32 protein-coding genes are annotated in these 22,441 nt (G+C 42.7%); 26 read left to right on the top strand and 6 right to left on the bottom strand.

Annotated elements, in window-relative coordinates; all coding sequences use genetic code 11:
* The first annotated feature begins 60 nt into the window (after positions 1-60).
* Positions 61-978, top strand: a complete 918-nt coding sequence (locus tag DWW91_RS12190) for a DMT family transporter (protein WP_122327892.1) — start codon at positions 61-63, stop codon at positions 976-978.
* A 21-nt stretch (positions 979-999) separates the two neighbouring features.
* On the opposite strand, the gene DWW91_RS12185 is transcribed toward DWW91_RS12190, so the two are convergent.
* The gene (locus DWW91_RS12185; RefSeq protein ID WP_007653110.1) at positions 1,000-1,527 is read right to left on the bottom strand and encodes a DJ-1/PfpI family protein; all 528 of its coding nucleotides are present in this window, start codon (positions 1,525-1,527) and stop codon (positions 1,000-1,002) included.
* Positions 1,528-1,692: 165 nt separating this feature from the next.
* Here DWW91_RS12185 and DWW91_RS12180 point away from each other — a divergent pair, with 165 nt between their 5' ends.
* Positions 1,693-2,046 carry a helix-turn-helix domain-containing protein gene (locus DWW91_RS12180; protein WP_007653108.1) on the top strand — a complete coding sequence of 118 codons (354 nt, stop codon included), beginning with the start codon at positions 1,693-1,695 and terminating at the stop codon, positions 2,044-2,046.
* Positions 2,047-2,064: 18 nt separating this feature from the next.
* Here the strand turns inward: DWW91_RS12180 and DWW91_RS12175 are convergent, their stop codons facing one another.
* From DWW91_RS12175 to DWW91_RS12160, 4 genes are all read right to left on the bottom strand, one after another.
* Positions 2,065-3,000, bottom strand: a complete 936-nt coding sequence (locus tag DWW91_RS12175; RefSeq protein WP_007653107.1) for a YafY family protein — start codon at positions 2,998-3,000, stop codon at positions 2,065-2,067.
* A 64-nt stretch (positions 3,001-3,064) separates the two neighbouring features.
* Positions 3,065-3,493 (bottom strand): pyridoxamine 5'-phosphate oxidase family protein, encoded by a 429-nt coding sequence (locus DWW91_RS12170; RefSeq protein ID WP_122327891.1) that lies wholly within the window; start codon positions 3,491-3,493, stop codon positions 3,065-3,067.
* A 130-nt stretch (positions 3,494-3,623) separates the two neighbouring features.
* Positions 3,624-3,989 carry a type II toxin-antitoxin system HigA family antitoxin gene (locus DWW91_RS12165; RefSeq protein ID WP_007653102.1) on the bottom strand — a complete coding sequence of 122 codons (366 nt, stop codon included), beginning with the start codon at positions 3,987-3,989 and terminating at the stop codon, positions 3,624-3,626.
* Between the two features lie 43 nt (positions 3,990-4,032).
* Complete coding sequence (locus DWW91_RS12160; protein ID WP_007653100.1) at positions 4,033-4,326, bottom strand: type II toxin-antitoxin system HigB family toxin; 294 nt, start codon at positions 4,324-4,326, stop codon at positions 4,033-4,035.
* Between the two features lie 172 nt (positions 4,327-4,498).
* Here DWW91_RS12160 and DWW91_RS12155 point away from each other — a divergent pair, with 172 nt between their 5' ends.
* The 6 genes from DWW91_RS12155 (at position 4,499) to DWW91_RS12130 (ending at position 7,787) form a co-directional block, all read left to right on the top strand.
* Entirely contained in the window at positions 4,499-4,837 is a 339-nt protein-coding gene (locus DWW91_RS12155) for a DsrE family protein (RefSeq protein ID WP_010803730.1), read from the top strand.
* A gap of 57 nt (positions 4,838-4,894) precedes the next feature.
* Complete coding sequence (locus tag DWW91_RS12150) at positions 4,895-5,311, top strand: DUF3788 family protein (protein ID WP_122327890.1); 417 nt, start codon at positions 4,895-4,897, stop codon at positions 5,309-5,311.
* 40 nt (positions 5,312-5,351) lie between these two features.
* On the top strand, positions 5,352-5,828 hold the full coding sequence (locus DWW91_RS12145; protein WP_122327889.1) for an N-acetyltransferase: 477 nt from the start codon (positions 5,352-5,354) through the stop codon (positions 5,826-5,828).
* A 34-nt stretch (positions 5,829-5,862) separates the two neighbouring features.
* Complete coding sequence (locus tag DWW91_RS12140) at positions 5,863-6,288, top strand: GNAT family N-acetyltransferase (protein WP_122327888.1); 426 nt, start codon at positions 5,863-5,865, stop codon at positions 6,286-6,288.
* Between the two features lie 84 nt (positions 6,289-6,372).
* Positions 6,373-7,161, top strand: a complete 789-nt coding sequence (locus tag DWW91_RS12135; protein ID WP_122327887.1) for an aspartate dehydrogenase domain-containing protein — start codon at positions 6,373-6,375, stop codon at positions 7,159-7,161.
* Between the two features lie 38 nt (positions 7,162-7,199).
* The gene (locus tag DWW91_RS12130; RefSeq protein WP_122327886.1) at positions 7,200-7,787 is read left to right on the top strand and encodes a sugar O-acetyltransferase; all 588 of its coding nucleotides are present in this window, start codon (positions 7,200-7,202) and stop codon (positions 7,785-7,787) included.
* A 79-nt stretch (positions 7,788-7,866) separates the two neighbouring features.
* On the opposite strand, the gene DWW91_RS12125 is transcribed toward DWW91_RS12130, so the two are convergent.
* On the bottom strand, positions 7,867-8,751 hold the full coding sequence (locus DWW91_RS12125) for an NAD(P)-dependent oxidoreductase (RefSeq protein WP_007653089.1): 885 nt from the start codon (positions 8,749-8,751) through the stop codon (positions 7,867-7,869).
* A 108-nt stretch (positions 8,752-8,859) separates the two neighbouring features.
* Here DWW91_RS12125 and DWW91_RS12120 point away from each other — a divergent pair, with 108 nt between their 5' ends.
* The 18 genes from DWW91_RS12120 to DWW91_RS12035 all read left to right on the top strand — a co-directional run bounded on the left by DWW91_RS12120 (position 8,860) and on the right by DWW91_RS12035 (position 22,162).
* Entirely contained in the window at positions 8,860-9,249 is a 390-nt protein-coding gene (locus DWW91_RS12120; protein WP_122327885.1) for a VOC family protein, read from the top strand.
* Between the two features lie 19 nt (positions 9,250-9,268).
* Complete coding sequence (locus DWW91_RS12115) at positions 9,269-9,856, top strand: GrpB family protein (RefSeq protein WP_122327884.1); 588 nt, start codon at positions 9,269-9,271, stop codon at positions 9,854-9,856.
* 111 nt (positions 9,857-9,967) lie between these two features.
* Positions 9,968-10,735: an N-acetyltransferase gene (locus DWW91_RS12110; protein ID WP_122327883.1), complete on the top strand. Its 768-nt coding sequence runs from the start codon at positions 9,968-9,970 to the stop codon at positions 10,733-10,735.
* Between the two features lie 477 nt (positions 10,736-11,212).
* A complete protein-coding gene (locus DWW91_RS12105; protein ID WP_118195647.1) occupies positions 11,213-11,539 on the top strand; it encodes a helix-turn-helix transcriptional regulator in 327 nt (108 codons plus the stop codon).
* Between the two features lie 77 nt (positions 11,540-11,616).
* Positions 11,617-11,850 (top strand): thioredoxin family protein, encoded by a 234-nt coding sequence (locus DWW91_RS12100; protein ID WP_004292400.1) that lies wholly within the window; start codon positions 11,617-11,619, stop codon positions 11,848-11,850.
* A 10-nt stretch (positions 11,851-11,860) separates the two neighbouring features.
* The gene (locus tag DWW91_RS12095) at positions 11,861-12,304 is read left to right on the top strand and encodes a nitrophenyl compound nitroreductase subunit ArsF family protein (RefSeq protein ID WP_004292399.1); all 444 of its coding nucleotides are present in this window, start codon (positions 11,861-11,863) and stop codon (positions 12,302-12,304) included.
* Between the two features lies 1 nt (position 12,305).
* Complete coding sequence (locus tag DWW91_RS12090; RefSeq protein ID WP_117981721.1) at positions 12,306-13,013, top strand: aromatic aminobenezylarsenical efflux permease ArsG family transporter; 708 nt, start codon at positions 12,306-12,308, stop codon at positions 13,011-13,013.
* 33 nt (positions 13,014-13,046) lie between these two features.
* Positions 13,047-13,373 carry an arsenite efflux transporter metallochaperone ArsD gene (arsD, locus tag DWW91_RS12085; protein WP_011107125.1) on the top strand — a complete coding sequence of 109 codons (327 nt, stop codon included), beginning with the start codon at positions 13,047-13,049 and terminating at the stop codon, positions 13,371-13,373.
* Between the two features lie 27 nt (positions 13,374-13,400).
* Complete coding sequence (gene arsA / locus DWW91_RS12080) at positions 13,401-15,113, top strand: arsenical pump-driving ATPase (RefSeq protein WP_011107124.1); 1,713 nt, start codon at positions 13,401-13,403, stop codon at positions 15,111-15,113.
* 4 nt (positions 15,114-15,117) lie between these two features.
* Positions 15,118-15,546, top strand: coding sequence for an arsenate reductase ArsC (locus DWW91_RS12075; protein ID WP_122327882.1), 429 nt, complete (start codon positions 15,118-15,120; stop codon positions 15,544-15,546).
* A gap of 12 nt (positions 15,547-15,558) precedes the next feature.
* Entirely contained in the window at positions 15,559-16,605 is a 1,047-nt protein-coding gene (arsB, locus tag DWW91_RS12070) for an ACR3 family arsenite efflux transporter (protein WP_011107122.1), read from the top strand.
* A gap of 2 nt (positions 16,606-16,607) precedes the next feature.
* Positions 16,608-17,108, top strand: coding sequence for a hypothetical protein (locus DWW91_RS12065; RefSeq protein WP_011107121.1), 501 nt, complete (start codon positions 16,608-16,610; stop codon positions 17,106-17,108).
* 25 nt (positions 17,109-17,133) lie between these two features.
* Positions 17,134-18,039: a permease gene (locus DWW91_RS12060; protein WP_122327881.1), complete on the top strand. Its 906-nt coding sequence runs from the start codon at positions 17,134-17,136 to the stop codon at positions 18,037-18,039.
* 25 nt (positions 18,040-18,064) lie between these two features.
* Complete coding sequence (locus tag DWW91_RS12055; RefSeq protein ID WP_015532707.1) at positions 18,065-18,268, top strand: hypothetical protein; 204 nt, start codon at positions 18,065-18,067, stop codon at positions 18,266-18,268.
* 167 nt (positions 18,269-18,435) lie between these two features.
* Positions 18,436-19,296 carry an RteC domain-containing protein gene (locus tag DWW91_RS12050; RefSeq protein WP_011107118.1) on the top strand — a complete coding sequence of 287 codons (861 nt, stop codon included), beginning with the start codon at positions 18,436-18,438 and terminating at the stop codon, positions 19,294-19,296.
* Positions 19,297-19,506: 210 nt separating this feature from the next.
* A complete protein-coding gene (locus DWW91_RS12045; RefSeq protein WP_117981727.1) occupies positions 19,507-19,866 on the top strand; it encodes a helix-turn-helix domain-containing protein in 360 nt (119 codons plus the stop codon).
* Positions 19,829-21,871: a bifunctional DNA primase/helicase gene (locus tag DWW91_RS12040; RefSeq protein ID WP_117981718.1), complete on the top strand. Its 2,043-nt coding sequence runs from the start codon at positions 19,829-19,831 to the stop codon at positions 21,869-21,871. The genes DWW91_RS12045 and DWW91_RS12040 overlap by 38 nt, the downstream gene beginning before the upstream one ends.
* Before the next feature lie 12 nt (positions 21,872-21,883).
* Positions 21,884-22,162 (top strand): helix-turn-helix domain-containing protein, encoded by a 279-nt coding sequence (locus DWW91_RS12035; protein ID WP_005926255.1) that lies wholly within the window; start codon positions 21,884-21,886, stop codon positions 22,160-22,162.
* Positions 22,163-22,441 lie beyond the last annotated feature (279 nt).

The following is a 22,441-nucleotide window of genomic DNA, read 5'->3' as shown; positions in this document are numbered from 1 at the left end:
CTAAATACATATATTTGCAGTACGATTTTCCTGAATTATTAATAGAAATTTACCGACAACATGGCAAAAACAAATCTGACTTACTGGTATCACCTGATCGCGATCATAACGGTTATTATCTGGGGTACTACATTCGTATCGACAAAAGTACTGATCCACCACGGGCTTTCGCCGGTCGACATCCTCTTTTACCGTTTCGCGCTGGCTTATATATGTATCTGGTTTATCTCGCCGAAGGTGTTGTTTGCCCGGAGTAAGAAAGACGAGCTTATGTTCGTTGCCGCCGGACTTTGTGGGGGATCAATCTATTTTATTACTGAAAACACGGCTTTAGGCATCACGCTGGCCTCGAATGTGTCGCTGATTATCTGTACAGCTCCTATCCTGACGGCATTTCTTTCGTTGCTTTTCTATCGGCAGGAAAAGATAAAGCCAAACCTGATATATGGCTCGGTCATGGCCTTGATCGGCGTAGCGTTTGTGGTGTTCAATGGTAGTTTCCTGCTGAAAATCAATCCGCTGGGAGATATGCTTACGCTAATTGCCGCATTGATGTGGGCGTTTTACTGCCTGATACTGAAACAGATGGGGAACCGTTATCCGACATTGCTGATTACGCGGAAAGTGTTTTTCTACGGGCTTGTCACGCTGACGCCGATGTTTCTGATTCATCCGTTGAATACGGATACCACGATCCTCTTCAACCCGATCGTGGCAGCTAACCTGCTGTTTCTGGGAGTGATAGCATCGATGCTTTGCTACATCATGTGGAACACGGCGGTAAAAGAGCTGGGGCCGTTCCGTACGGCAAATTATATCTATATCGTTCCGCTGGTGACGCTGATCACTTCGGCCATCGTGATTGATGAAATTATCACGGTCGTTGCCCTGATCGGTTCAGTGTTTATCCTGAGCGGGGTGTATATTGCGGAAAGAGGGTTTCGGTTCGGAAAAAAACAGAATTGTCCCCCAAATTGAGGGACAATATAAAAACTATTCTTATTTCAGTGCCTCAACCACCTTCGGCAGCATCGTCCAGATGGCATTTTCGCACTGGGCGGTGTAGAAGTTTCCGTCTATTTCAGATTTTTCGTCGGTGGCCAGTCCGGATTGGATGGCGGGTTTTGCCAGCGGATGTACGGCTACTTTCTTGCCTTTCGCAACACCTGCAATTTCAAACATCAACGCAGCTGCACAATGGCCTATCATCATCTTTCCTTTATCACCAAAGGCTTTGATGACAGCCAGCATATCCTGGTTGTACTGCTTTCCGGCGTTTTCGCTGAACACAGGAACGGCATCCCCACAACCGAACACTAAAGCGTCGAACTCGTCCTCATGCCCTTTCAGGTTGGCTACCACATCGTCCACCGTCAGCTTAATACCCGAATTAGTCTTAATCTCTGTCGTTTCGGCAACAGCAAATACCTTATAAGAAATTCCATTTTCAAAAAATGCTTCCAGATACTGGAACAAACCTGATCCGTTTACCGGATTTACTGCTAAAACTGCTACTCTTTTTGACATAATTGTAATTATTAAGTGAAACAATAGTTACCTTTCGTAAGTTTATTACCTTTGTGCAGCAAATGTAGACGTTCCGTGCGAAACAAACAAGAACGCACTCCGGGATAAGCTACTTACACAGAGGTAACTATTATTGAATTTCAGCTTGATAGAAAAAGGAAAAAAATGAAAAATTTTCACCCCACAGGAAATTGTCCGGTAAGGGATGTGCTCAGCCGGCTGGGCGACAAATGGTCGATGCTTGTCCTGACTACTTTGAGCGTGAACGGCACGATGCGTTTCAGCGACATTCACAAGACCATCGACGATATTTCACAGCGGATGCTGACCGTCACGCTCCGGACTTTGGAGGCCGACGGCCTGGTGCACCGCAAAGTATACCCCGAAGTGCCGCCCCGCGTGGAATACTGCCTCACGGAACTGGGCACAACTCTGATGCCACATATCGAAGCCCTTGTAAATTGGGCGGTCGGAAACATGGACGAGATACTGACGAACCGGCAGACTGCCGGGCAGTAAATCGCCGGAAGGACGGCGTTACAGCTTGATTTTCGCAATCAACTCCCTGACGACCGTTTTGAGTTCGGGCGGCCCGATAATCTCGGAGCGGTCGGCAATGGAGAGATACCAGCGACCGAATGCTTCGAGCGAATAGGTCTGGTATTTCTGGAGGTAATACTCTCCGTCGGGTTGCTCGTCGTAAAGTCCGTAAGTGTACTTGGAGACTTCCGTATCGCGTGCGACATCGCGGTGGACACGAAGTTTCACCTCGATATCGACTTCGGAATAATAGACTTGTTCTATCAGTTCGTTCAGCGGAGGATGTGCTTCCTCAAAATCGTTTTCGGTCAAAGATAGATGGACAATCCTTCCCAGGTGGAAAGTACGGTAATCCCTCCTCAACTTGCACCAGGCGAGGACATACCAGATGCCTCTCGAGAAAAACATGCCCTGAGGCTCGACCGTCCGTTCGGTGACCTGGTGGTTATAGCCGGCACGGTAGGTCATCAGTAATTGCTTCTTATTCAACAAGCCTTTCAGAAGCGGCTGAAGGACATTTCCGGGGATGGCAGGCGGTGCGCTGTAACTCCCCGAAATCCGGATGTACTGGTCGAAATGGTGAAGGATATCTTTTTCGGCTGTTTTCAGTACTGCACGTATCTTATCCATGCCACTGCGGAACAGTCCGTAGGTATCGCCGTCGGTCTGATGGCTGACAAGTTTCTCCGCCACCAAGAAAGAGAGAGCCTCCTCGGTATTGAACATCAGGGGCGGCAACTTGAAACCGTCCACCAGCGAATACCCTACCCCGGCCTCGCCACCGACAGGGATGCCGGACTCTTCAAGCGCACGTATGTCGCGATAGACCGTCCGGAGACTTACTCCGAACTGCTCTGCAATCTCGCTTGCCGTGACAACAGGGCGGGATTGCAGCTTGACCAGGATAGCGGATATTCGTTCCAGACGGTTCATTGTACGTGTTTCTTCAGTTGATTTTTTTACAAAGATATCAACTTTCCGGGTATCTGTCGAACGATTAGCAAATCATCGCCCGGATTGATTGGGGGATCAGGCGGATGATGCAAATGCCGTCGCCGGTAGGGCCTTCGGGGGAGTATTCGTTCATCCAGTCTTGCCAAAGTTCGCGCTTCAGTTCCACGTCGGTGACAATCTCGACCTTACCCGCAATCTGCATCTGGCCGCCTTCCAACGTAGCGTACATCACTTCGCAGCGCGGATCCTGACGGAGGTTCGCTAATTTCTGCGTGGTGGCTTCTGTCGCGAAATGGAGTTGCTGCAATGTTTGTCCAGCCAGGTTGTTCAAGGCCGAAAGACGCGGGCCTGTCTCGGCATTGCAGGTGGCGATGATGCCGTATTCAAATCCCTTGATAAACTTTTCCGCTTCTTCCACCTGCTCTTTCGTCATCCCGGAAACCTCTCCTAAATAATACAATTTTAATTCCATCTTCGTAGCTTTTTAATGTTTATACTCGAACTATGGGGCAAAGGTATGGGGCGGAGGTGACAACAGTATGTCAGGAGGGGGAGAATAATTAACAACAATACTGATTTTATTTCCACACTTATAATAAAAGCTATACCCCCAAAACAATATTAGCATCAATATTCAGCTTCCGGCTTATGTCTCTGGCAACTTTCAACGTAGGTTCGCATTTACCGGAAAGATACTCACTAACCCGGGAAGGACTCACGCTCAACAGTTCCGAGAGCTTAGTTTGAGTAAGATTCATTTCATACATACGAAGTTTAAGAACGTCCACCAGCAACGGAGTTTCCACAGGAAAATGTTCTTCTTCATAATCAGCGACTAAATCAGACAGCAAATCCAACTCAAGGTAATTCTTGTCATCCGTAGGAGTGTTATTACTTACAACTTTCAGCAATTCTTCAATTCTTGCACAGGCCGCATCATACTGTTTTTTATCTTTTATCTTTGCCATAATTTACTTACAGTTTATACGTGTGTCTCACGAATACAAAATCCTAAATTTTGGAACAATCTATTTTATCGTATTCTTTATGTGTGCCGATAAAGCGGATGAAAACCTTCCTGGCGGCAAACAAGATTATCGCAACCAATCTATACTCATTGCCCTTAATATTGAAAACAAACCTGTCATTACCCACATAATCAACACTATTGAACGTTTGCTTTATATCTGCCAGGCATGACCAGTCACTCTTTTCCGTCTTTTTGTACCAATCTCTCAAAGGAACATCTGCGTCAGCATGCTTCTTAGAATATTCCCTCAGAGTAGCAAATGTGATTATTCTCATGATTACTTCTTTGCGACAAAGCTACCCACTATTTTCCAAATATCAAAACATTTTTCCAATATTCAGAAATAACTCTAATAAAAAACAGAGATTATCCATCAAGTAATATTTAGTTCTATTTCTTTTATATACATTTGCGAACAGGGATAAGCCTATAATAAATCATCTTACCATGAACGACAAATTAAACATTCTCTGGACAACCGACAATAAAGACACCATATTCAATATGTTAGCCATGTACACCCTCAACTCCAAAAAGAGAGGCTGGTGGCAGGAAGTGAATGTGATTCTTTGGGGAGCTTCCGTAAAGTTAGCCGCCCAGGACACACAGGTTCAAACGGAAATTCTGGAAATGCTTCAAACGGGTGTCACCGTTGAAGCCTGCCAGGACTGCTGCGAAAGGTTCGGAGTGAAACCTGTAATTGAGAAACTAGGAGTTACCGTCAGATATATGGGAGCTCCGCTAACCGAATATCTCAAAAACGGAGATAAGATATTGACTCTTTGATTTGCAAGATATACCTACAAAATAAACTTTATTTTTCACACTGAAATACACAACATTATGGAACTTCCTATTTTAAAAGACAAAAACATCTTCCCCACTAATGAAGTACTTGCCGACGTTCTGGAGGCTAGTTTCCCTGCATTCGAAGCGTTCAGCGCATCGGCTGAAGCCGCCGGCCTGACACTCGAATGGAACTATTACAACGACGGGAAAGCTTGGTTGTGCAAAGTCCTGTCGAAGAAGAAAAACCTCGCGTGGCTGGTTGTCTACCAGAACTACTTCAGGACCACCTCCTACTTCACCGAAAAGCATCTGGACCGTATCGCCGACATGGAAATTACGGAAAGCATCAAAGAGGAATTCTACCGGACGAAACCCAGTGGAAAACTCATCCCTATGAGCGTTGTCATCACCGAAAAAGAACAGGTGAAAGATGCCTTGTCAATGATACTTTTCAAGAAAGGATTAAAATAAACAAATCTGTCTGTACCCTCAAAAAATACTAACTAATCACATGGAAATAAAGATACGTAATGTTCAAGAAAATGATTTAAAAACAATCTGCAATTTCCCCCAGGATGAACAAGAATTATACTTCATGTTCCCGAAAGCCGATTATCCTCTGACGGTGGAGCAGCTCGAAAATGCGATAAAAAATCGGTTTGATGCTACCGTTATCTTGCTCAATAACGAAATTGCAGGCTTTGCAAACTTTTACGAAGTCAAGGAAAATCATTATTGTTCTATCGGAAATGTAATCGTAAGCCCACACTTTCGTAATCATGGGGTTGCTTCCTCTCTGATAACAATGATGGAACATATTGGCAAAGAAAAATATAATATTTCCGAGCTCCACCTATCCTGTTTCGACACCAATACAAAGGGGCTTCTGCTATATACAAAGCTGGGATACAAACCCTATGAGATCGAAAAATGGATAAACAATGCAAATCAGGTATCCGCCCTGATCAAATTGAAAAAACTTTTGTAACATTACCTCCATTTCCATTAAATTCATTACCAACATGATACGCAAACTCGAAAAACAAGAATACAGCACCGCCTCGAAACTATCGCTCGAAGTATATCTGCATAGCGGGCAAGCTGACTTTAACGATGAAGGGGTGGAAGCCTTTAAGAGTTCCATTTTCGATAATCAGTACATGGACAAACTGACAATCTATGGAGCTTTCGAAAATCAGGAGCTCATCGGTATCATGGGAATAAAGAACGAAAACAACCATATTTCATTATTCTTCATCAAACCGGAGCATCACAGGAAAGGCATAGGGAAAAAGCTATTCAACTACATAATGGCCGACAATCCTGCGTTGAAAATGACAGTCAACTCCTCCTCTTATGCCGTACCTTTCTACAAAAGTCTCGGGTTTAAGGAAGTCGGCGAAAAGCAATGTATTAATGGGTTAACATTTTTCCCAATGAAGAAATAAGGTGTTTCCCACACTCCCTCCTTTATTTTTTTTATTTCAAGAAGAAGATAAGAGCAACACATAAATCAAGTACCTTTGTCCCTCATGAAGAAATTAGTAATTGTCGGATGCGGACGGCTGGGCGGTATCGTCGCCGAAGCCGTTATCAAAGGCATTTTGCCTGAATATGATTTAGTTGGTGTCTATTCCCGTACGGTGTCGAAGGCCGAAAGCATGGCCGCCCGGATGCAGGAACAGGGAAAACCTTGTCTAGCGTGTACAACCATAGCGGATTTGCTGGCGCTGAAACCCGATTACCTGGTGGAAGCTGCCTCACCTGCCGCCATGAGGGAATTGGCTATCCCCACCCTGAAAAACGGTACTTCAATCGTAACCCTTTCTATCGGAGCGCTTGCCGACGACGACTTCTACCGCGAAGTCTCAGAAACAGCTAAGGCACACAGCACGCGTGTCTACCTGGCCTCCGGAGCAACCGGCGGTTTCGATGTGTTACGGACGGCTTCCCTGATGGGAAATGCCACCGCGAAGTTTTTCAATGAGAAAGGCCCCAACGCCCTGAAAGGCACGCCCGTTTACGACGAGTCGCTGCAAACGGAACAACGTACCGTCTTCTCCGGAAGTGCAACAGAAGCCATCAAGCTCTTCCCGACCAAGGTCAATGTCACTGTTGCCGCCTCACGGGCTTCGGTAGGCCCCGGGAACATGCAGGTTACAATGCAGTCCACCCCCGGATTTACAGGCGATACACAACGGGTAGAGATCAGGAACGACCAGGTACACGCCGTAATCGACGTCTACAGCGCGACAGCGGAGATAGCCGGTTGGTCGGTAGTGAATACGCTGCTGAACATCACCTCACCCATCGTCTTTTAAAAGGTTCATAAACAATCCTTACCGAAAAAACAGTCATTATGGAAACCAACTATCAAAAATTCCTGTCGGGAGAATATTGCAACCGCCTGGATAAAGAAGTGTTTGATATGATCGTCCGTAACAAACGGTTGCTTGCGGAATTCAATTCGACCGACATTTCAGACAGCGGAACAAGGACAACTTTGCTGCATGAGCTATTCGGTCACGTCGGGAAACACTCGAGAGTCGATATAAACTTCCACTGCGAATGCGGCAAACATATCTTTATCGGGGATAAAGTGATTATCAACATGAACTGTACCTTCCTCGACAACAATTATATAACGATAGGAAATAACGTCCTGATAGCTCCCAACGTGCAACTCTACACTGCAACCCACCCGGTAAGTGCGTCCGAGAGATTTGTGGAAGACTGGGATGAAAACTCGGGAGAGCTGTTCTTTCGTACAAGAGCGCTGCCTATTACGATAGGAAACGATGTCTGGATTGGTGGCGGAGTAATCGTACTGCCCGGCGTTACTATCGGCGATAACTGCGTAATCGGTGCCGGAAGCGTTGTCACCCGGTCAATACCCTCCAACAGTCTGGCGGTCGGGAATCCCTGCCAGGTTGTCAAAACTATATAAAAATATAGAGCACGCGGATAAAACACTGATAATTAATATTTTTCAGTGATTATTCGCGTGCTACCTATTCCAACTCTGTTTATTTGCAATTGGCCGAAAGGTTTGCCAACACTTTCTCGCTCAGACGATCAAAAGCCTGGCGCGTACGTCCTGTCGAGACTTGCATGCAACGTACATGCGGATGGTTCAGCAGGTGGCTGTCTCCCAATGCTCCGGCGGTATCGCAGAAGCAGAGATTGTCGCCTTCGAGCCATTTCATGAAGGGAGCCTCGTCCCAGGCCGGAGACAAACCGGTGTTAAACAGTATCTTTTTATTGCCCAACTGCCCGAATTCGGCTTCATGCAACAGGACAGTGTTCTTATTCAGGCAACAGAAAACGGCTTCACTCTGCGACAACAGTTCGCCAAGCGGCAGGAAACGATAGCCCTTCCCGCGTGCCGCCTCTTTCTCGCTCCGGGCGAAATAGGCAACATCAGCCCCGAAAAACTTCAAGGCATCCGCTATCATGCCACCGGACTTACCCAGTCCTACGATACCGACTTTCATCCCGGTAATCTCACGGGGGATGTCGTCCCACGCCTCCTGCTCAAAACCATGCAGGCAACGCACCAGTTCGCTGATGACATACTCCACCACCCCTTCATCGCCATAATCGCGGATACCGGTGACAACGATACCCCGTTCGTTCGCATAGCGAATATCGACATTCGCGCTTTCCGGCGAGTAAAGCGAGCAACACATCCCGATATACCGGACGTTCGGACACTTTTCCAGTGCCGCCCTCCCAATCCGCGAGGTGTAACTCAACAAAACAGCGTCCGCATCCCCGATACGGCTTGCCACCTCCTCATCGCCGGAGGGTATATCGTCGTACATAATAACTTCTTTCGCAAAATCTTGCAATTTCTTTTCTGCTGATGGAATCAGGCTTACAGGCTCTATCGCCACAAGTTTCTTAAACATCGGAATTTCTGCTTATTTTTATCGCACAAAGATAGCCCTTTCTTCCCACAAAGCGGAATTATCCCTCTCCATTCTTACAAATCAAAAACTTATTCTATCTTTGGGAACATGGAAACAAAGAAAGCTACAATCAGCAAAATCAACGTCGTCATCGATTGCAAAGATGCAGGCATCATGGCACGTTTTTACAGTCAGCTTCTGAATTGGGAGTGGACACACCCGCAGGCAAACGGTTGGTCAGCCATCACTTCGCCCGCCGGTATGGTCATCGCCTTCCAGGAGATTGAAGAATACGAACCGCCCGTCTGGCCCTGGCAGGCAGGGAAACAGGGGCAAATGCTACACCTCGATTTCTATGTGGACAACCTCGAAGAAGCCGTCCGCCACGCCCTCAGCCTGGGAGCACGCCTTGCCGGTGAGCAATATTTCAAAACTTCCCGCACATTGATCGACCCCGCCGGCCATCCTTTTTGCCTGGATACGGACGAACCGGAGTAACCTGTCAAAAACGAACATCATGAAAAAAAAGGACTTGAACGAAATGAGCAATGAGGAACTTTGGCAACTGTTCCCTATTATACTGTCGCCCCATAACCCGGAGTGGCCCGGACGTTACAAAACAGAAAAAGAGCTGCTCATAAAAACCATCGGAGCGGAAAACATCGTCCGTATCAACCATATCGGAAGCACTGCCGTCCCCGGTCTGACAGCCAAACCGACGATCGACATTTTGCTGGAGATACAGCAGAAAACCGATCCCGTCCGCCTCATCCCGACTATCGAGTCAGCAGGTTACATCTATTGCCACAAACCCGACAACCCGCCTCCCCACATGATGTTTATGAAAGGATATACGCCCGAAGGATTTAAAGATCAAGCCTTCCATCTCCACATAAGATACTCCGGCGACTGGGACGAACCTTATTTCCGCGACTATCTCCTCGCCCATCCCAATACGGCCAAGGTCTACGGTGAGTTAAAGGTCAAACTACAAAAGCTATACGAACACGATCGCGACGGCTACACCGATGCAAAAACCGATTTCATCCGGGAGATAACAAACCGGGCAAAAGAACAGATTACCTATCCCACAAACATGGAATAAATTATGAAAAACAAAGAGGACACATGGGATGGCTAAGAGTACATCCATTACACCTAAAAAACAATGACACAGCAACAAGCTAAATTTATATACCTATAAAATAATAGTATGATGAAAACAAAATACATCACCCTGACAAAAGAAAACATCGGAACGGAACATATTTGTTGCGCCTTCTCCGACAAAAAATGCAAGGAAGGCTATGAGCTGAAAAAAGAATGGCTCAGGAAAGAATTCGACAACGGATATGTTTTCCGCCGTCTTGACGAACGCGCCAAGGTATTCATCGAATACGTCCCCGCCGAAAAGGCCTGGGTTCCCGTCAACGCCCCCGGCTATCTGATGATCAACTGTTTCTGGGTATCCGGACAATACAAGGGATGCGGACACGGCAAGGCGCTGTTGCAATCCGCCATCGACGATGCCCAGTCGCAGGGAAAAGCAGGATTGGTCACCGTAGCGGGTACATCCAAATTCCATTTCATGAGCGACACCAAATGGCTTCTGCGCCAGGGTTTCCAGACGGTGGAAAAACTCCCCAACGGTTTCAGCCTGCTGGTTCTGAAACTGATGTCCGATGCGCCCGAGCCCTCTTTCAAGGCCTGCACGAAAAGTGGGGAATGCGAGGAGAAAAACGGGCTGGTCGTTTACTTCACCAACCGCTGCCCGTACACAGAATACCACGTCCTCGGTTCGCTGGCAGATGTAGCCCAAAGCAAAGGAATCCCGCTGAAAATAATCAAACTGGAGACGCTGGAGCAGGCACAGGCTGCCCCCACCCCGGCCACCATATTCACGCTTTTCCACAACGGGCAGTTTGTCACCACCGACCTCAGCGTATGTCTTGAGAAACGGTTCGAGAAAGCGGTAAAGATATAAGACGGAGGAGATAAACACTTCCCCTCCTGTATTCCCGGATTGCCCGAAACAATCCGGGGACACAATGTCTTAAACGCAAAAAATCCCTGCAAGCAACTTGCAAGGACTTCCGTTTTTCAGCGGAGAGATAGGGTACTGAACCCAAACACCCAACCGCCTATAAATCAGTCTTTTATTTTCCAATATTTCAAATAGGTAACGAAACAGTAACGATTTTTATTAACGCTTTTGTCCGGCTTTGTCCGCTGTTTGTCTGCCTATCTCACGGGTTCAAAGATACAACTCTTTTCCGAATTACGCAAATGCCTGAATATAAAAGATACCATGTAGGTGCAAGGTGCAAGCTATATATATAGATATATACTTGCACCTTGCACCTAAAAAATGTTTAATCTAAAAAATATCATCTGTTTTATTTTGCCAATTTAAAAATAGTTCGTAGTTTTGCGAACAACAAACAAGAAAGGAGATATATAAGTGAAAACTAAGCAGTACACAGAGGAACAGGAACAGATGGCTCGTTTTGCTAAAGCTATGGGTCACCCGGCACGAATGGCAATTCTTAGTTTCTTAGCTAAACAAGAAAGTTGTTTCTTCGGAGATATTCACGAAGTACTACCCATTGCTAAAGCAACCGTTTCGCAGCATTTAAAAGAACTGAAAGATGCAGGGTTAATTCAGGGGGAAATAGAAACACCAAAAGTTCGGTATTGTATCAACCGAGAGAATTGGGAACTTGCCCGTAAATTATTTGCTGCATTTTTGGGTGATTGTAAATGTACGGGTACATCGTGCTGTGGATAACAGCACCTTTTTTTGAGAATGATGTTCGTAGTTCTACGAATTACGATTAGTATATTAACTTTATAATTGAATAGAAAATGGAAATCAAAGTATTAGGAACTGGGTGTTCAAGCTGTAAGGCATTGTACGAAACCACAAAACAAGCTATTTCAGAACTGGGCTGCGATGCAACTCTAATTAAGGAAGAAGATTTATTAAAAATCATGGAGTATAATATTTTAAGTCTCCCGGCTTTGGTTATTGATGGTAAAGTCATATCTGCCGGAAAAAGATTATCCTTATCAGAAGTGAAAGAATTGATAACTAAATAAATTATTTACTATGAAGAAGTTATTTTATCTACTGATTGCAACAATCGTTTTAATTTCCTGTGGTAATGGTTCAAAGAATAAAACAGAAACCAGCATAGCAAAAGAAAATCAAACTAACCGTGTTGAAGTTCTATATTTTCACGGTGCACAACGTTGCATAACCTGCCGGGCAATAGAAGCCAATACGGTAGCTCTTTTAGATAGCCTTTATTCCAAAGAACAGGCGGACGGTAAAATCATCTTCAAGGTGATAGATATATCCAAAAAGGAAAATGAGCAAATTGCAGATAAATACGAAGTTACATGGTCGTCTTTGTTTGTGAATGGCTGGAAAGACAGTAAAGAGAATGTAAATAACATGACGGAGTTTAGTTTCTCCAATGCAAGAAATGAACCGGATAAATTTAAAGAGGGAATAAAAAACAAGATTGACGAATTACTAAAAACATTGTAAGATGGACTTTCTTCAATCACTATTAGACAATAGTTCTATTCCTGCTATTACAGCCTTTATCTTAGGGATTTTAACGGCAGTTAGCCCTTGTCCTTTGGCTACTAATATAACGGCAATAGGATTTATCAGTAAGGATATAGAGAACCATCACCGTATATTTATAAACGGATTGCTTTATACATTCGGCAGAATAGTAACTTATACAGCACTTGGTTTCATTCTTATTCCTATTCTTCGTGAGGGTGCAAGTATGTTCATGGTTCAAAAGGCAGTCAGTAAATACGGTGAAATGTTGATTGCTCCGGTTTTAATTATTATCGGAATATTCATGCTTGATATTATAAAACTGAATATACCAAAAGTCAATATTGGCGGAGAGGGTCTAAAGAAGAAAACAAAAGGCAGTTGGGGAGCTATGTTATTAGGAGTTTTATTTGCTCTCGCCTTTTGTCCTACAAGTGGGGTTTTCTATTTCGGTATGCTTATACCTTTGTCAGCAGCAGAAACAGGCGGGTATCTTTTACCTGTAATTTATGCTATTGCTACGGGGCTACCTGTAATCCTTGTTGCTTGGATATTGGCGTACAGTGTTGCCGGATTAGGCAAGTTTTATAACAGAGTACAAATCTTTGAAAAATGGTTTCGCAAAATTGTTGCTATCCTCTTTATTGCGATAGGAATTTATTATGCGGTCATTCTTTATCTATAAACAAACAATGTATTAATTAAAATAAAAGACAGTATGAAAACAATAGAAATTTTTGACCCGGCAATGTGTTGCCCTACGGGTTTGTGTGGAACTAATATTAATCCTGAATTAATGAGGATAGCCGTTGTTATCGAAACATTGAAAAGACAGGGTGTTGTTGTTACCCGTCATAATTTGCGGGACGAACCGCAAGTTTATGTAAGTAACAAGACTGTAAACCAATATCTTCAAAAGAATGGTGCAGAAGCACTGCCTATTACTTTGGTGGATGGTGAAATTGCAGTTTCTAAAGATTATCCCACAACTAAACAAATGAGTGAATGGACAGGAATTAATTTAGACTTGATGCCCGTTAAATAATCGTTGAACAAATTAATATACAGAATAATGAAAGCATTTAATTTATCCGATATAGAACTAACAAAATACTTATTCTTCACAGGAAAAGGTGGAGTAGGAAAAACCTCTATTGCTTGCGCTACGGCAGTGGGATTAGCTGATAAAGGGGAGAAAATTCTTCTTATCAGTACAGACCCGGCTTCTAACCTGCAAGATGTTTTCAATCAAACCCTAAACGGACATGGTACAGCTATTTCAGAAGTACCGGGGCTGACGGTCGTAAACCTTGACCCTGAACAGGCAGCAGCAGAGTACAGGGAAAGTGTGATTGCACCTTTTAGAGGACAATTACCTGAAAGCGTTATTCAAAATATGGAAGAACAACTTTCAGGCTCTTGTACGGTAGAAATCGCTGCCTTTAATGAGTTTTCAGACTTTATCACCGATGCTGATAAAGCGAAGGAATACGACCACATTATTTTTGATACAGCACCTACCGGACACACATTGCGAATGTTGCAGCTTCCATCGGCATGGAGTACATTTATTAGTGAAAGTACACATGGCGCATCTTGTTTAGGACAATTATCAGGCTTGGAAGAAAGGAAAGGTATCTATAAACAGGCGGTTGATACATTGTCTGATACAAGCGCAACCCGGTTAGTATTGGTAAGCCGTCCTGAAATAGCACCGTTGAAAGAAGCTGCCCGTTCTTCGCATGAATTACAACTATTGGGAATTAAAAATCAGCTATTGGTGATAAATGGTGTTTTACAGCAATTAGATGAAGCAGACAATGTTTCACAACAACTGTATAACAGGCAGCAAAAGGCGTTACAAAGTATGCCTATTGCATTATCTGAATATCCCATGTATAGCGTTCCTCTGCGTTCTTACAATTTATCCAATATTGCCAATATCCGCCGTATGCTATACAGTGATAGTATTACGAATGAAATTCGTTATCAGCCGATAACTGATAGCAAAAGTATAGATGAATTGGTAAATGACCTCTATACTTCCGGTAAACGAGTAGTGTTCACAATGGGAAAAGGTGGCGTAGGAAAAACGACCTTAGCCACAGAAATAGCCTTGAAATTAACAAAGCTCGGTGCAAAGGTTCATCTTACCACTACTGACCCGGCAAATCACCTGAACTATGATTTTGCCATCAAATCAGGTATTACGGTAAGCCATATAGACGAAGCGGAAGTGCTGGAAAAGTACAAGAATGAAGTTCGTAGCAAAGCTGCCGAAACCATGACTGCCGAAGATATGGAATATATAGAGGAAGATTTACGTTCACCATGTACGCAAGAAATCGCCGTATTTAAGGCTTTTGCTGAAATTGTAGATAAAGCGGAGAATGAAATCGTAGTGATTGATACTGCACCAACAGGACATACTTTGTTGCTTTTGGATGCTACCCAAAGCTATCACAAAGAAGTAGAACGTACACAGGGAGAAGTAACCGGAGCAGTAGCCAATTTATTACCCCGTTTACGCAATCCACAGGAAACGGAAGTAGTAATAGTCACTTTACCCGAAGCAACACCTGTTTTTGAAGCAGAACGCCTACAAATGGATTTGCAGCGTGCCGGGATTAACAACAAATGGTGGGTAGTAAATGCCTGTTTGTCATTGACAAATACAGCAAATTCATTTTTGCAAGCAAAAGCGCAAAGTGAATTGACTTGGATTAAGAAAGTAGAAGAATTGTCAAAGGGCAATACTGCCCTGATTGAATGGAAAAACTTATAAGAATATGAAGATTTTAATCCTTTGCACTGGTAACAGTTGCCGTAGCCAAATGGCACACGGTTTCTTACAGTCATTCGATAAAAACATGGATGTCTTTTCAGCAGGAACAAAACCTGCTGAAAAGGTTAATCCGATGGCGGTAAAAGTTATGTCTGAAACAGGAATAGACCTTACCAACCATACCCCTAAAAACGTTAGCCTGTATTTAGGGCACGAATGGGACTATGTGATAACGGTATGTGGCAGCGCAAATGAAAGCTGCCCTATGTTTACAGGCAAGGTAAAAAACAGATTGCACATTGGATTTGACGACCCATCAGAAGCGACCGGGACACCGGAGTTTATAAATAGTGAATTTCTTCGGGTACGGGATGAAATAAGAATGCGTTTCTATGATTTTTACCTGCAAGAATTAAAACCGCAATTAAAATAAAGGGCAGTCATTATGGAAAAGAAACAAGGAATTGGATTTTTTGAAAGATACCTGACTATTTGGGTAGCCTTGTGTATCGTTATCGGGATAGCCATCGGACAATATCTTCCGGCAATACCGCAAACATTGAGCAAATTTGAATATGCCAACGTGTCTATACCTGTGGCTATCCTGATTTGGTTAATGATATATCCCATGATGCTGAAAGTAGATTTTCAGAGCATCAAGAACGTAGGCAAACGTCCGAAAGGGATTGTCATTACTTGTGTGACGAACTGGGTAATAAAGCCATTCACCATGTTTGGAATAGCTTATCTATTCTTCTACGTTATTTTCAAGTCATTAATCCCTGCCGGATTAGCCGAAGAATATTTAGCTGGGGCAGTTCTGTTAGGTGCTGCACCCTGTACGGCGATGGTGTTTGTATGGAGTCATTTAACCAAAGGGGATGCAGCTTACACATTGGTGCAAGTGGCAGTCAATGATTTAATAATATTGGTTGCTTTCGCTCCTATCGTTGCGTTTTTGTTGGGTGTCGGTGGCGTTTCTATCCCGTGGGACACGCTTATACTCTCGGTCGTACTGTTTGTTGTCATTCCACTTTCTGCCGGAATAGTAACCCGTGTAACGGTTATCCGGCGAAAAGGAATAGACTATTTCAATACCGTCTTTGTCCGCAAGTTCGATAACTATACGGTTGGCGGATTGCTATTAACGCTTATCATCCTGTTTTCGTTTCAGGGGGAAACGATACTGAACAATCCGTTACATATTGTCTTGATTGCCGTCCCGCTTGTCCTGCAAACGGTTCTGATATTCTTTGTTGCCTACGGTTGGGCAAAGTGGTGGAAGTTACCCCACAATGTCGCCGCACCTGCCGGAATGATTGGTGCGAGTAACTTCTTTGAGTTGGCGGTGGCGGTGGCTATTTCTCTTTTCGGCTTACAGTCCGGTGCTGCACTGGCTACCGTAGTAGGCGTATTGGTTGAAGTTCCAGTAATGCTTATGTTAGTAAAAATAGCCAATAATACAAGAAGTTGGTTTCCTAAAGTAAAATAAGAATGGGCAAGTCAGGAACAATTTGGTCGATGATAGCAAGTGTAATATCACCATTACTTGCTTTATTAGGTGTAATAAGTTGCTGTGGGCTACCTATATTAGCCGGAATATTAGCAACATTAGGAATTGGAGCGTCACAACTTAGTTTTTTTGCAGAGTATAAAGGTTGGTTTATTGGCTTTGCCATCATCTCCCTACTCTTTGGCTTTTATCAAGTTTATTTCAAAAAAGAAACTTGTGGATGTGGAACGAATGTTTCAGAAACAAATCTGAAAAGACGTTCCAAATCAAAGTCTTTCCAAAAATTCTTCTTGTGGTTAGGTGTGGCAATACTTGTATTCGTTCTGTTTATTGGAAATAAAAATCAAACAGTCCAAAGCAATGAAAGTGGCGGATGCTGCCCGGCAAACACACAATCAGTGCAACCAGAAGAAAAGAAATGTTGCGGAACACAGCCACAACCTGAACAGGAAGAAAGCTGTTGTGACACTACATTTAATTAATAAATAGTTTTTAATTCAATAGATTATGAATACTTTATTAGACACATTACAATACTTCGTATTTATTACGATTGAGTTGATAGCCTTATTTATGTTAATCAGCGCAGCCGTAGAAATTATACTGATGTATATCCCGGAAGAAACGATTCGGAAAAAGCTATCAGGTTCGGGTATTATGGGCAATGTCATAGCTGCCGGATTTGGGGCATTAACCCCTTTCTGCGCTTGCTCTACCATTCCTATGACAGTAGGTTTTCTAAATGCAGGAGTTCCATTTGGTTCTACAATGTCCTTTCTGATAGCTTCTCCATTACTCAATCCTATCATTATAGGTATGTTGGGAGCTTTGGTAGGATTTAAGGCAATGGTTTTCTATTTTGTCATCGCTTTTATCTGTTCCGTTGCATTTGGATATGTTCTCGAAAAAATAGGCGCACAAAAGTATGTGAAAAATGTTCGGGTGAAACCCAGTTATTGTTCAGGCAGCGAACAGCCTAAAAACAAAAGGTTGCTTCCTTTCCGCCAAAAAATAAAGATTGCTTTTATAAATGCGTGGGGGAGCCTTAGACCTATTATGATATATTTACTGATAGGTGTTGCTCTCGGTGCTGGCATTTATGGCTATATGCCGCAAGATTTTGTGTTGAAAATAGCAGGTGCAGACAATCCTCTCGCTATACCTGTGGCTGCCGTATTGGGTATTCCTCTGTATATCCGTGCAGAAACAGCTATCCCCATCGGCATAGCATTGATGGGCAAAGGTATGAGCATCGGGGCGGTTATTGCCCTCGTTATCGGTGGTGCAGGAATGGCTATTCCCGAAATGAGTATGCTTGCCAGTATATTCAAGAAAAAACTGGTAGGCATGATAGTGGCAGTTATCTTTTTAACGGCAGTTATCGCAGGTTATGTATTTAACCTGTTTTTATAATCACTTAAAAATAAATAGTTCAATTATGGAAGAAAAGGAAGATAAGAAGAAAGGCTTTTTTGCCTCTCTATTTGCTCCGAAACCTTGTAAATGTAGTTGCGGAGTGCAAATAGAGGAAGTAGAAGAAGATGGAAATCCGTCAGAGAATTTGAAAAAGGACGAAACCAAAGTATCAGAAAAGAATGATACGAGTGAAAATCAAGGTAACTCTTGCGGATGCTGTGGCTAAAATCATTCATCAATATTCTGTTTGAAAGGAAACTAACTTAATACAATTTTTTAATTGGCTATCTAATGTAGGAAGTATGCTCACATACTTTCTACATTTATTTATTGTATATTAAAATATAAAAATAAACTTCTATTTGCAATATAAATGACAGAAGAATATATGACATGAATAGCGAAATCGAATATGAGAATTTTATAAAGAACATAGACCTTGTAATCTATGATAAAATAGATATTGATAATTGGAATATTTCAATAGACTTAATATTTGAAGTAGTAGAGTTCCTACAAAAATCACTCGAAGAATTAAGAACAATTATTATTGAGCATCCGTTTGAAAGTAAAGAAGAGGAAATTTATTTTTTCAAATATATAAAACCGGAAGTCTTGGGACGATTATTATACTTCACAGATGTGTATAACGCTGAAATGAGAAAACCGAATGGTAGCATTGAGGTAGTAAAGAAGCACTACAACGACAGATTGGATGAACTGACCTCCTATTTTGAAAGTAATTTAGACTTCTATCAATATTACCGTTCCAAAGCGACACATTTAGATAATCATTATTTTGTAAGGGGGCATATTGATTTTAAACTATGCCCGAATTGTACCCCTTATGACCGTGACCCGGAATTTTCAACTTGCTACGACCACAAAGCAGCACAAATATTAGCAAATGATATGCTTAGCATTTATTTGAATAAAAGGCTACATTATGTAGATAAGCAAATAATCATTGAAGAAAGTCGAGCATTTCTTTCTGAACACCCTTTTCGATGGACTGCTCCAAAGATAGCATTAGTAGAACTTGGATATTCTATTTATGCTGCGTGTGTCTTGAATAATGGTAAAGCAGATATTAAAGAGATTATGACTTATTTAGAAGCATCTTTCAAAGTTGATTTAGGGGATTACTATCGGACTTATATAACAATAAAAGACCGGAAGAAAGACCGGACTTCATTTCTTAGTAACCTAATAAAGTGTTTGCTGAAGAAAATGGATGAAGACGACAACTTATAAAAAACAAAAGCACAAAAACAACCAAGTATCTACCAACTTGGTTGTTTTTGTTTTTACCCGTTTTCACCCATTTTTTCTTACTTTTCAGCTCAAAACAGATGGTTTTTAGGCTAAAATCCTCAAAAAAATAAATCTTCCAACTTGGAAAGAGGTTGGAAGATTTATTTTTTCAAATGCTTCAACTTTGCAGCAAATCAATTAGTTAGCAAAATGGAGATAATAACATTCGAGTCAAAAGCCTACAAGGATTTAGACAACAAAATTACCGCTATCGCCGATTACATATTCAATCACACGGAAGCGGAAAGTACCAATGAAGATGAAATTTGGGTGGATAGTTACGAGGTCTGCACATTTTTGAAAATCAGTGAAAAGACACTGCAACGTTTGCGAGTGGCTGGAACTATTGCCTACTCCAATATTCGGGGGCGTTACTTCTACAAAATAAGCGAAGTAAAACGGATGCTGGAAGAACGACTGATAAAGAGCAATAAAGAGAATATTCAAGACCTGATAACCAACCACCACCTATATGTTAAGGAAAGAAGAAATCTTAGAAAGGACAAGTAACGGGCTATCCGTGTTCAAGCACTATGTACCCGGTAATTGGCGGATAGGTAGAAATTTCTTAAATCCGCTTTATGAAGATAATAAAGCGTCCTGTAACATCTATTTCGACCGCCGAAGTGGTATCTATAAAATGAAAGACTTTGGAAATGACAGTTATAGCGGCGATTGTTTCTTTTTCGTGGGACAACTTAAAGGGCTGGACTGCAATAATTCGATGGATTTTGTGGAGATACTGGAAACCATCGACCGGGATTTGGGATTAGGACTGGCAACAGGTAACCCGATACCTGTTACCCGTAATTCTTGCCGTGTGGTGGATAATATATTGGAAGAAACACCTGAAAAAGAAAGTAAGCCTTATCAGTTCAGGGAACAGAAATTTCAGCTTGCCGAATTAATGTACTGGCAACAGTATGGTATCACACCGGAAATATTGGAACTGTACAAGGTCTGTTCCCTACGGGATTTTCAGAGTGTAACGGCGGATGGAACACCATTCACATATACTTCATCCGTAACAGAACCAATGTACGGATATAAAAGTAAACGATATATAAAACTGTATCGTCCATTCTCAAAAACTCGTTTCCTCTATGGCGGTAATTTCGGAGATAATTATTGTTTCGGTTTGGAACAACTACCCGCAAAAGGTGATACACTGTTTATTACGGGCGGAGAAAAAGATGTCATGTCATTGGCTGCACATGGTTTCCATGCTATTTGCTTCAATAGTGAAACGGTGACTGTTCCCCCTACCCTGATTTATAAACTGACTTTCCGGTTTAAGCACATCATCTTATTGTATGATACCGATAAAACGGGGAAGGAAAGCGCGCGCAAACAGGAAAAGCAATTGGAAGAATTTTCAGTAAAACGGCTGCTTTTACCGCTTTCCGGTACAAAAGAAGAAAAGGATATTTCCGATTATTTTAAAGCGGGTAATACCCGTGAAGATTTCCTGAAACTGTTTATTGAATTTTTAGACAACCTATATAGTGATACATTGATTATGCTTAAATCGTGCGAAATAGACTTCAATAATCCCCCAGTAAAAGCACAAGTGATAATCTCTGCCGGGGACGTTCCACTGGGGACACAAGGAAACCTGTTCGGCATTACGGGTGGCGAGGGAACAGGTAAAAGTAATTATATCGCTGCTATGTTGGCAGGCTGCATCTGCCAGCCGAATAAGGAAGTTGATACTCTCGGCATACAAATTACTGCCAACAGTAACCGCAAAGCGGTATTACTTTACGATACGGAACAATCCGAAGTACAACTGTTCAAGAATGTAAGTAACCTGTTGGCACGTGCGAAGCAACCGGACAAACCGGAAGAACTGAAAGCATTTTGTTTGACGGGGATGTCCCGCAAAGAACGTCTGCACGCCATTGTTCAGAGTATGGATAAGTTCTATTACCAATATGGGGGCATACAGTTAGTAGTGATAGACGGTATCGCCGACCTTGTGAAAAGTGCCAATGATGAAGCGGAAAGTGTGGCGGTGATAGATGAACTATACCGACTGGCAGGAATTTATAATACCTGTATTCTTTGCGTGCTGCATTTCGTACCCAATGGATTGAAGCTCCGGGGGCATTTAGGCTCGGAATTACAGCGCAAAGCGGCAACTATCCTTTCCATCGAAAAGGACGAAGAACCTACACAATCGGTGGTAAAAGCCCTGAAAGTCCGTGACGGTAGTCCTTTGGACGTTCCTTTGATGCTTTTTGCTTGGGACAAAGCAGCCGGGATGCACCTTTATAAAGGGGAAAAGCCACGAGAGGAAAAAGAGAAACGCAAGGAAAAGGAACTGGTATGCGTTGCCCGTGATATTTTTGGACGGCAGACACATATTACCTATATAGACCTGTGCGAACAGTTGCAGCAGGTTTTGGACGTGAAAGAACGTACTGCCAAAAGCTATGTTCGTTTCATGCGGGAACGGGATATTATCATTAAAGACCCGTCCAACCAAAGTTATTTTATGATTGGTTTAATTTAATCAGGTAGCCTTATGTATATAGATAAAGACGATTTTACCGCATGGATGGAGCGTATCATGGATAGGTTCGATATGCAGGACAAGAAAATAGACCGGGTGATAAAAGGACGTAATTGTTTGGATGGTGAAGAACTACTGGATAATCAGGATTTATGCTTGCTTCTGAAAGTAGCCCCTCGAACACTGACCCGTTATCGAAAAAAAGGAATACTCCCTTTCCTTATGTTGGATGGTAGATGTTATTACCGTGCCACGGACGTACACAAGTTAATCCGTGAAAAAACCGACTAATTTTTTCTTTTCTAATAGCTTTTAATCCTGTTTTGTCGTGAGATAAAACAGGATTTTCTTTTTCCTGTTCGGGTATATCCGGGACTTTCAGTATATTTGCAACAGTTTCATAAGACAATAACAGCATAGGTTGAAAAGCCGATTGCTTTTATATATAACATAGCGTTCGCAGAACGTCTCAACGTAGAAAACTGGTAATTTTCAAAGAGAAGAGATTTATGCGCAATGTTCATGCTATACTTCTGTATAGCGTGGGCTTGCCTGTTTCTTCTCTTAGGC

Origin of the sequence: Parabacteroides sp. AF17-3 (assembly GCF_003635445.1) — a bacterium.
Taxonomy (GTDB): Bacteria; Bacteroidota; Bacteroidia; order Bacteroidales; family Tannerellaceae; genus Parabacteroides; species Parabacteroides goldsteinii.
The sequence above is the reverse complement of the archived record's forward strand: the minus strand, read 5'-3'. Positions and strand labels throughout refer to the sequence as shown.

What these genes read in the sequence shown, in the direction of transcription:
- DWW91_RS12190 (WP_122327892.1), top strand. Translation starts at nt 61, where the DNA reads ATGGCAAAAACAAATCTGACTTACTGGTATCACCTGATCGCGATCATA.
- DWW91_RS12185 (WP_007653110.1), bottom strand. Translation starts at nt 1,527, where the DNA reads ATGTCAAAAAGAGTAGCAGTTTTAGCAGTAAATCCGGTAAACGGATCA.
- DWW91_RS12180 (WP_007653108.1), top strand. Translation starts at nt 1,693, where the DNA reads ATGAAAAATTTTCACCCCACAGGAAATTGTCCGGTAAGGGATGTGCTC.
- DWW91_RS12175 (WP_007653107.1), bottom strand. Translation starts at nt 3,000, where the DNA reads ATGAACCGTCTGGAACGAATATCCGCTATCCTGGTCAAGCTGCAATCC.
- DWW91_RS12170 (WP_122327891.1), bottom strand. Translation starts at nt 3,493, where the DNA reads ATGGAATTAAAATTGTATTATTTAGGAGAGGTTTCCGGGATGACGAAA.
- DWW91_RS12165 (WP_007653102.1), bottom strand. Translation starts at nt 3,989, where the DNA reads ATGGCAAAGATAAAAGATAAAAAACAGTATGATGCGGCCTGTGCAAGA.
- DWW91_RS12160 (WP_007653100.1), bottom strand. Translation starts at nt 4,326, where the DNA reads ATGAGAATAATCACATTTGCTACTCTGAGGGAATATTCTAAGAAGCAT.
- DWW91_RS12155 (WP_010803730.1), top strand. Translation starts at nt 4,499, where the DNA reads ATGAACGACAAATTAAACATTCTCTGGACAACCGACAATAAAGACACC.
- DWW91_RS12150 (WP_122327890.1), top strand. Translation starts at nt 4,895, where the DNA reads ATGGAACTTCCTATTTTAAAAGACAAAAACATCTTCCCCACTAATGAA.
- DWW91_RS12145 (WP_122327889.1), top strand. Translation starts at nt 5,352, where the DNA reads ATGGAAATAAAGATACGTAATGTTCAAGAAAATGATTTAAAAACAATC.
- DWW91_RS12140 (WP_122327888.1), top strand. Translation starts at nt 5,863, where the DNA reads ATGATACGCAAACTCGAAAAACAAGAATACAGCACCGCCTCGAAACTA.
- DWW91_RS12135 (WP_122327887.1), top strand. Translation starts at nt 6,373, where the DNA reads ATGAAGAAATTAGTAATTGTCGGATGCGGACGGCTGGGCGGTATCGTC.
- DWW91_RS12130 (WP_122327886.1), top strand. Translation starts at nt 7,200, where the DNA reads ATGGAAACCAACTATCAAAAATTCCTGTCGGGAGAATATTGCAACCGC.
- DWW91_RS12125 (WP_007653089.1), bottom strand. Translation starts at nt 8,751, where the DNA reads ATGTTTAAGAAACTTGTGGCGATAGAGCCTGTAAGCCTGATTCCATCA.
- DWW91_RS12120 (WP_122327885.1), top strand. Translation starts at nt 8,860, where the DNA reads ATGGAAACAAAGAAAGCTACAATCAGCAAAATCAACGTCGTCATCGAT.
- DWW91_RS12115 (WP_122327884.1), top strand. Translation starts at nt 9,269, where the DNA reads ATGAAAAAAAAGGACTTGAACGAAATGAGCAATGAGGAACTTTGGCAA.
- DWW91_RS12110 (WP_122327883.1), top strand. Translation starts at nt 9,968, where the DNA reads ATGAAAACAAAATACATCACCCTGACAAAAGAAAACATCGGAACGGAA.
- DWW91_RS12100 (WP_004292400.1), top strand. Translation starts at nt 11,617, where the DNA reads ATGGAAATCAAAGTATTAGGAACTGGGTGTTCAAGCTGTAAGGCATTG.
- DWW91_RS12095 (WP_004292399.1), top strand. Translation starts at nt 11,861, where the DNA reads ATGAAGAAGTTATTTTATCTACTGATTGCAACAATCGTTTTAATTTCC.
- DWW91_RS12090 (WP_117981721.1), top strand. Translation starts at nt 12,306, where the DNA reads ATGGACTTTCTTCAATCACTATTAGACAATAGTTCTATTCCTGCTATT.
- arsD (WP_011107125.1), top strand. Translation starts at nt 13,047, where the DNA reads ATGAAAACAATAGAAATTTTTGACCCGGCAATGTGTTGCCCTACGGGT.
- arsA (WP_011107124.1), top strand. Translation starts at nt 13,401, where the DNA reads ATGAAAGCATTTAATTTATCCGATATAGAACTAACAAAATACTTATTC.
- DWW91_RS12075 (WP_122327882.1), top strand. Translation starts at nt 15,118, where the DNA reads ATGAAGATTTTAATCCTTTGCACTGGTAACAGTTGCCGTAGCCAAATG.
- arsB (WP_011107122.1), top strand. Translation starts at nt 15,559, where the DNA reads ATGGAAAAGAAACAAGGAATTGGATTTTTTGAAAGATACCTGACTATT.
- DWW91_RS12065 (WP_011107121.1), top strand. Translation starts at nt 16,608, where the DNA reads ATGGGCAAGTCAGGAACAATTTGGTCGATGATAGCAAGTGTAATATCA.
- DWW91_RS12060 (WP_122327881.1), top strand. Translation starts at nt 17,134, where the DNA reads ATGAATACTTTATTAGACACATTACAATACTTCGTATTTATTACGATT.
- DWW91_RS12055 (WP_015532707.1), top strand. Translation starts at nt 18,065, where the DNA reads ATGGAAGAAAAGGAAGATAAGAAGAAAGGCTTTTTTGCCTCTCTATTT.
- DWW91_RS12050 (WP_011107118.1), top strand. Translation starts at nt 18,436, where the DNA reads ATGAATAGCGAAATCGAATATGAGAATTTTATAAAGAACATAGACCTT.
- DWW91_RS12045 (WP_117981727.1), top strand. Translation starts at nt 19,507, where the DNA reads ATGGAGATAATAACATTCGAGTCAAAAGCCTACAAGGATTTAGACAAC.
- DWW91_RS12040 (WP_117981718.1), top strand. Translation starts at nt 19,829, where the DNA reads ATGTTAAGGAAAGAAGAAATCTTAGAAAGGACAAGTAACGGGCTATCC.
- DWW91_RS12035 (WP_005926255.1), top strand. Translation starts at nt 21,884, where the DNA reads ATGTATATAGATAAAGACGATTTTACCGCATGGATGGAGCGTATCATG.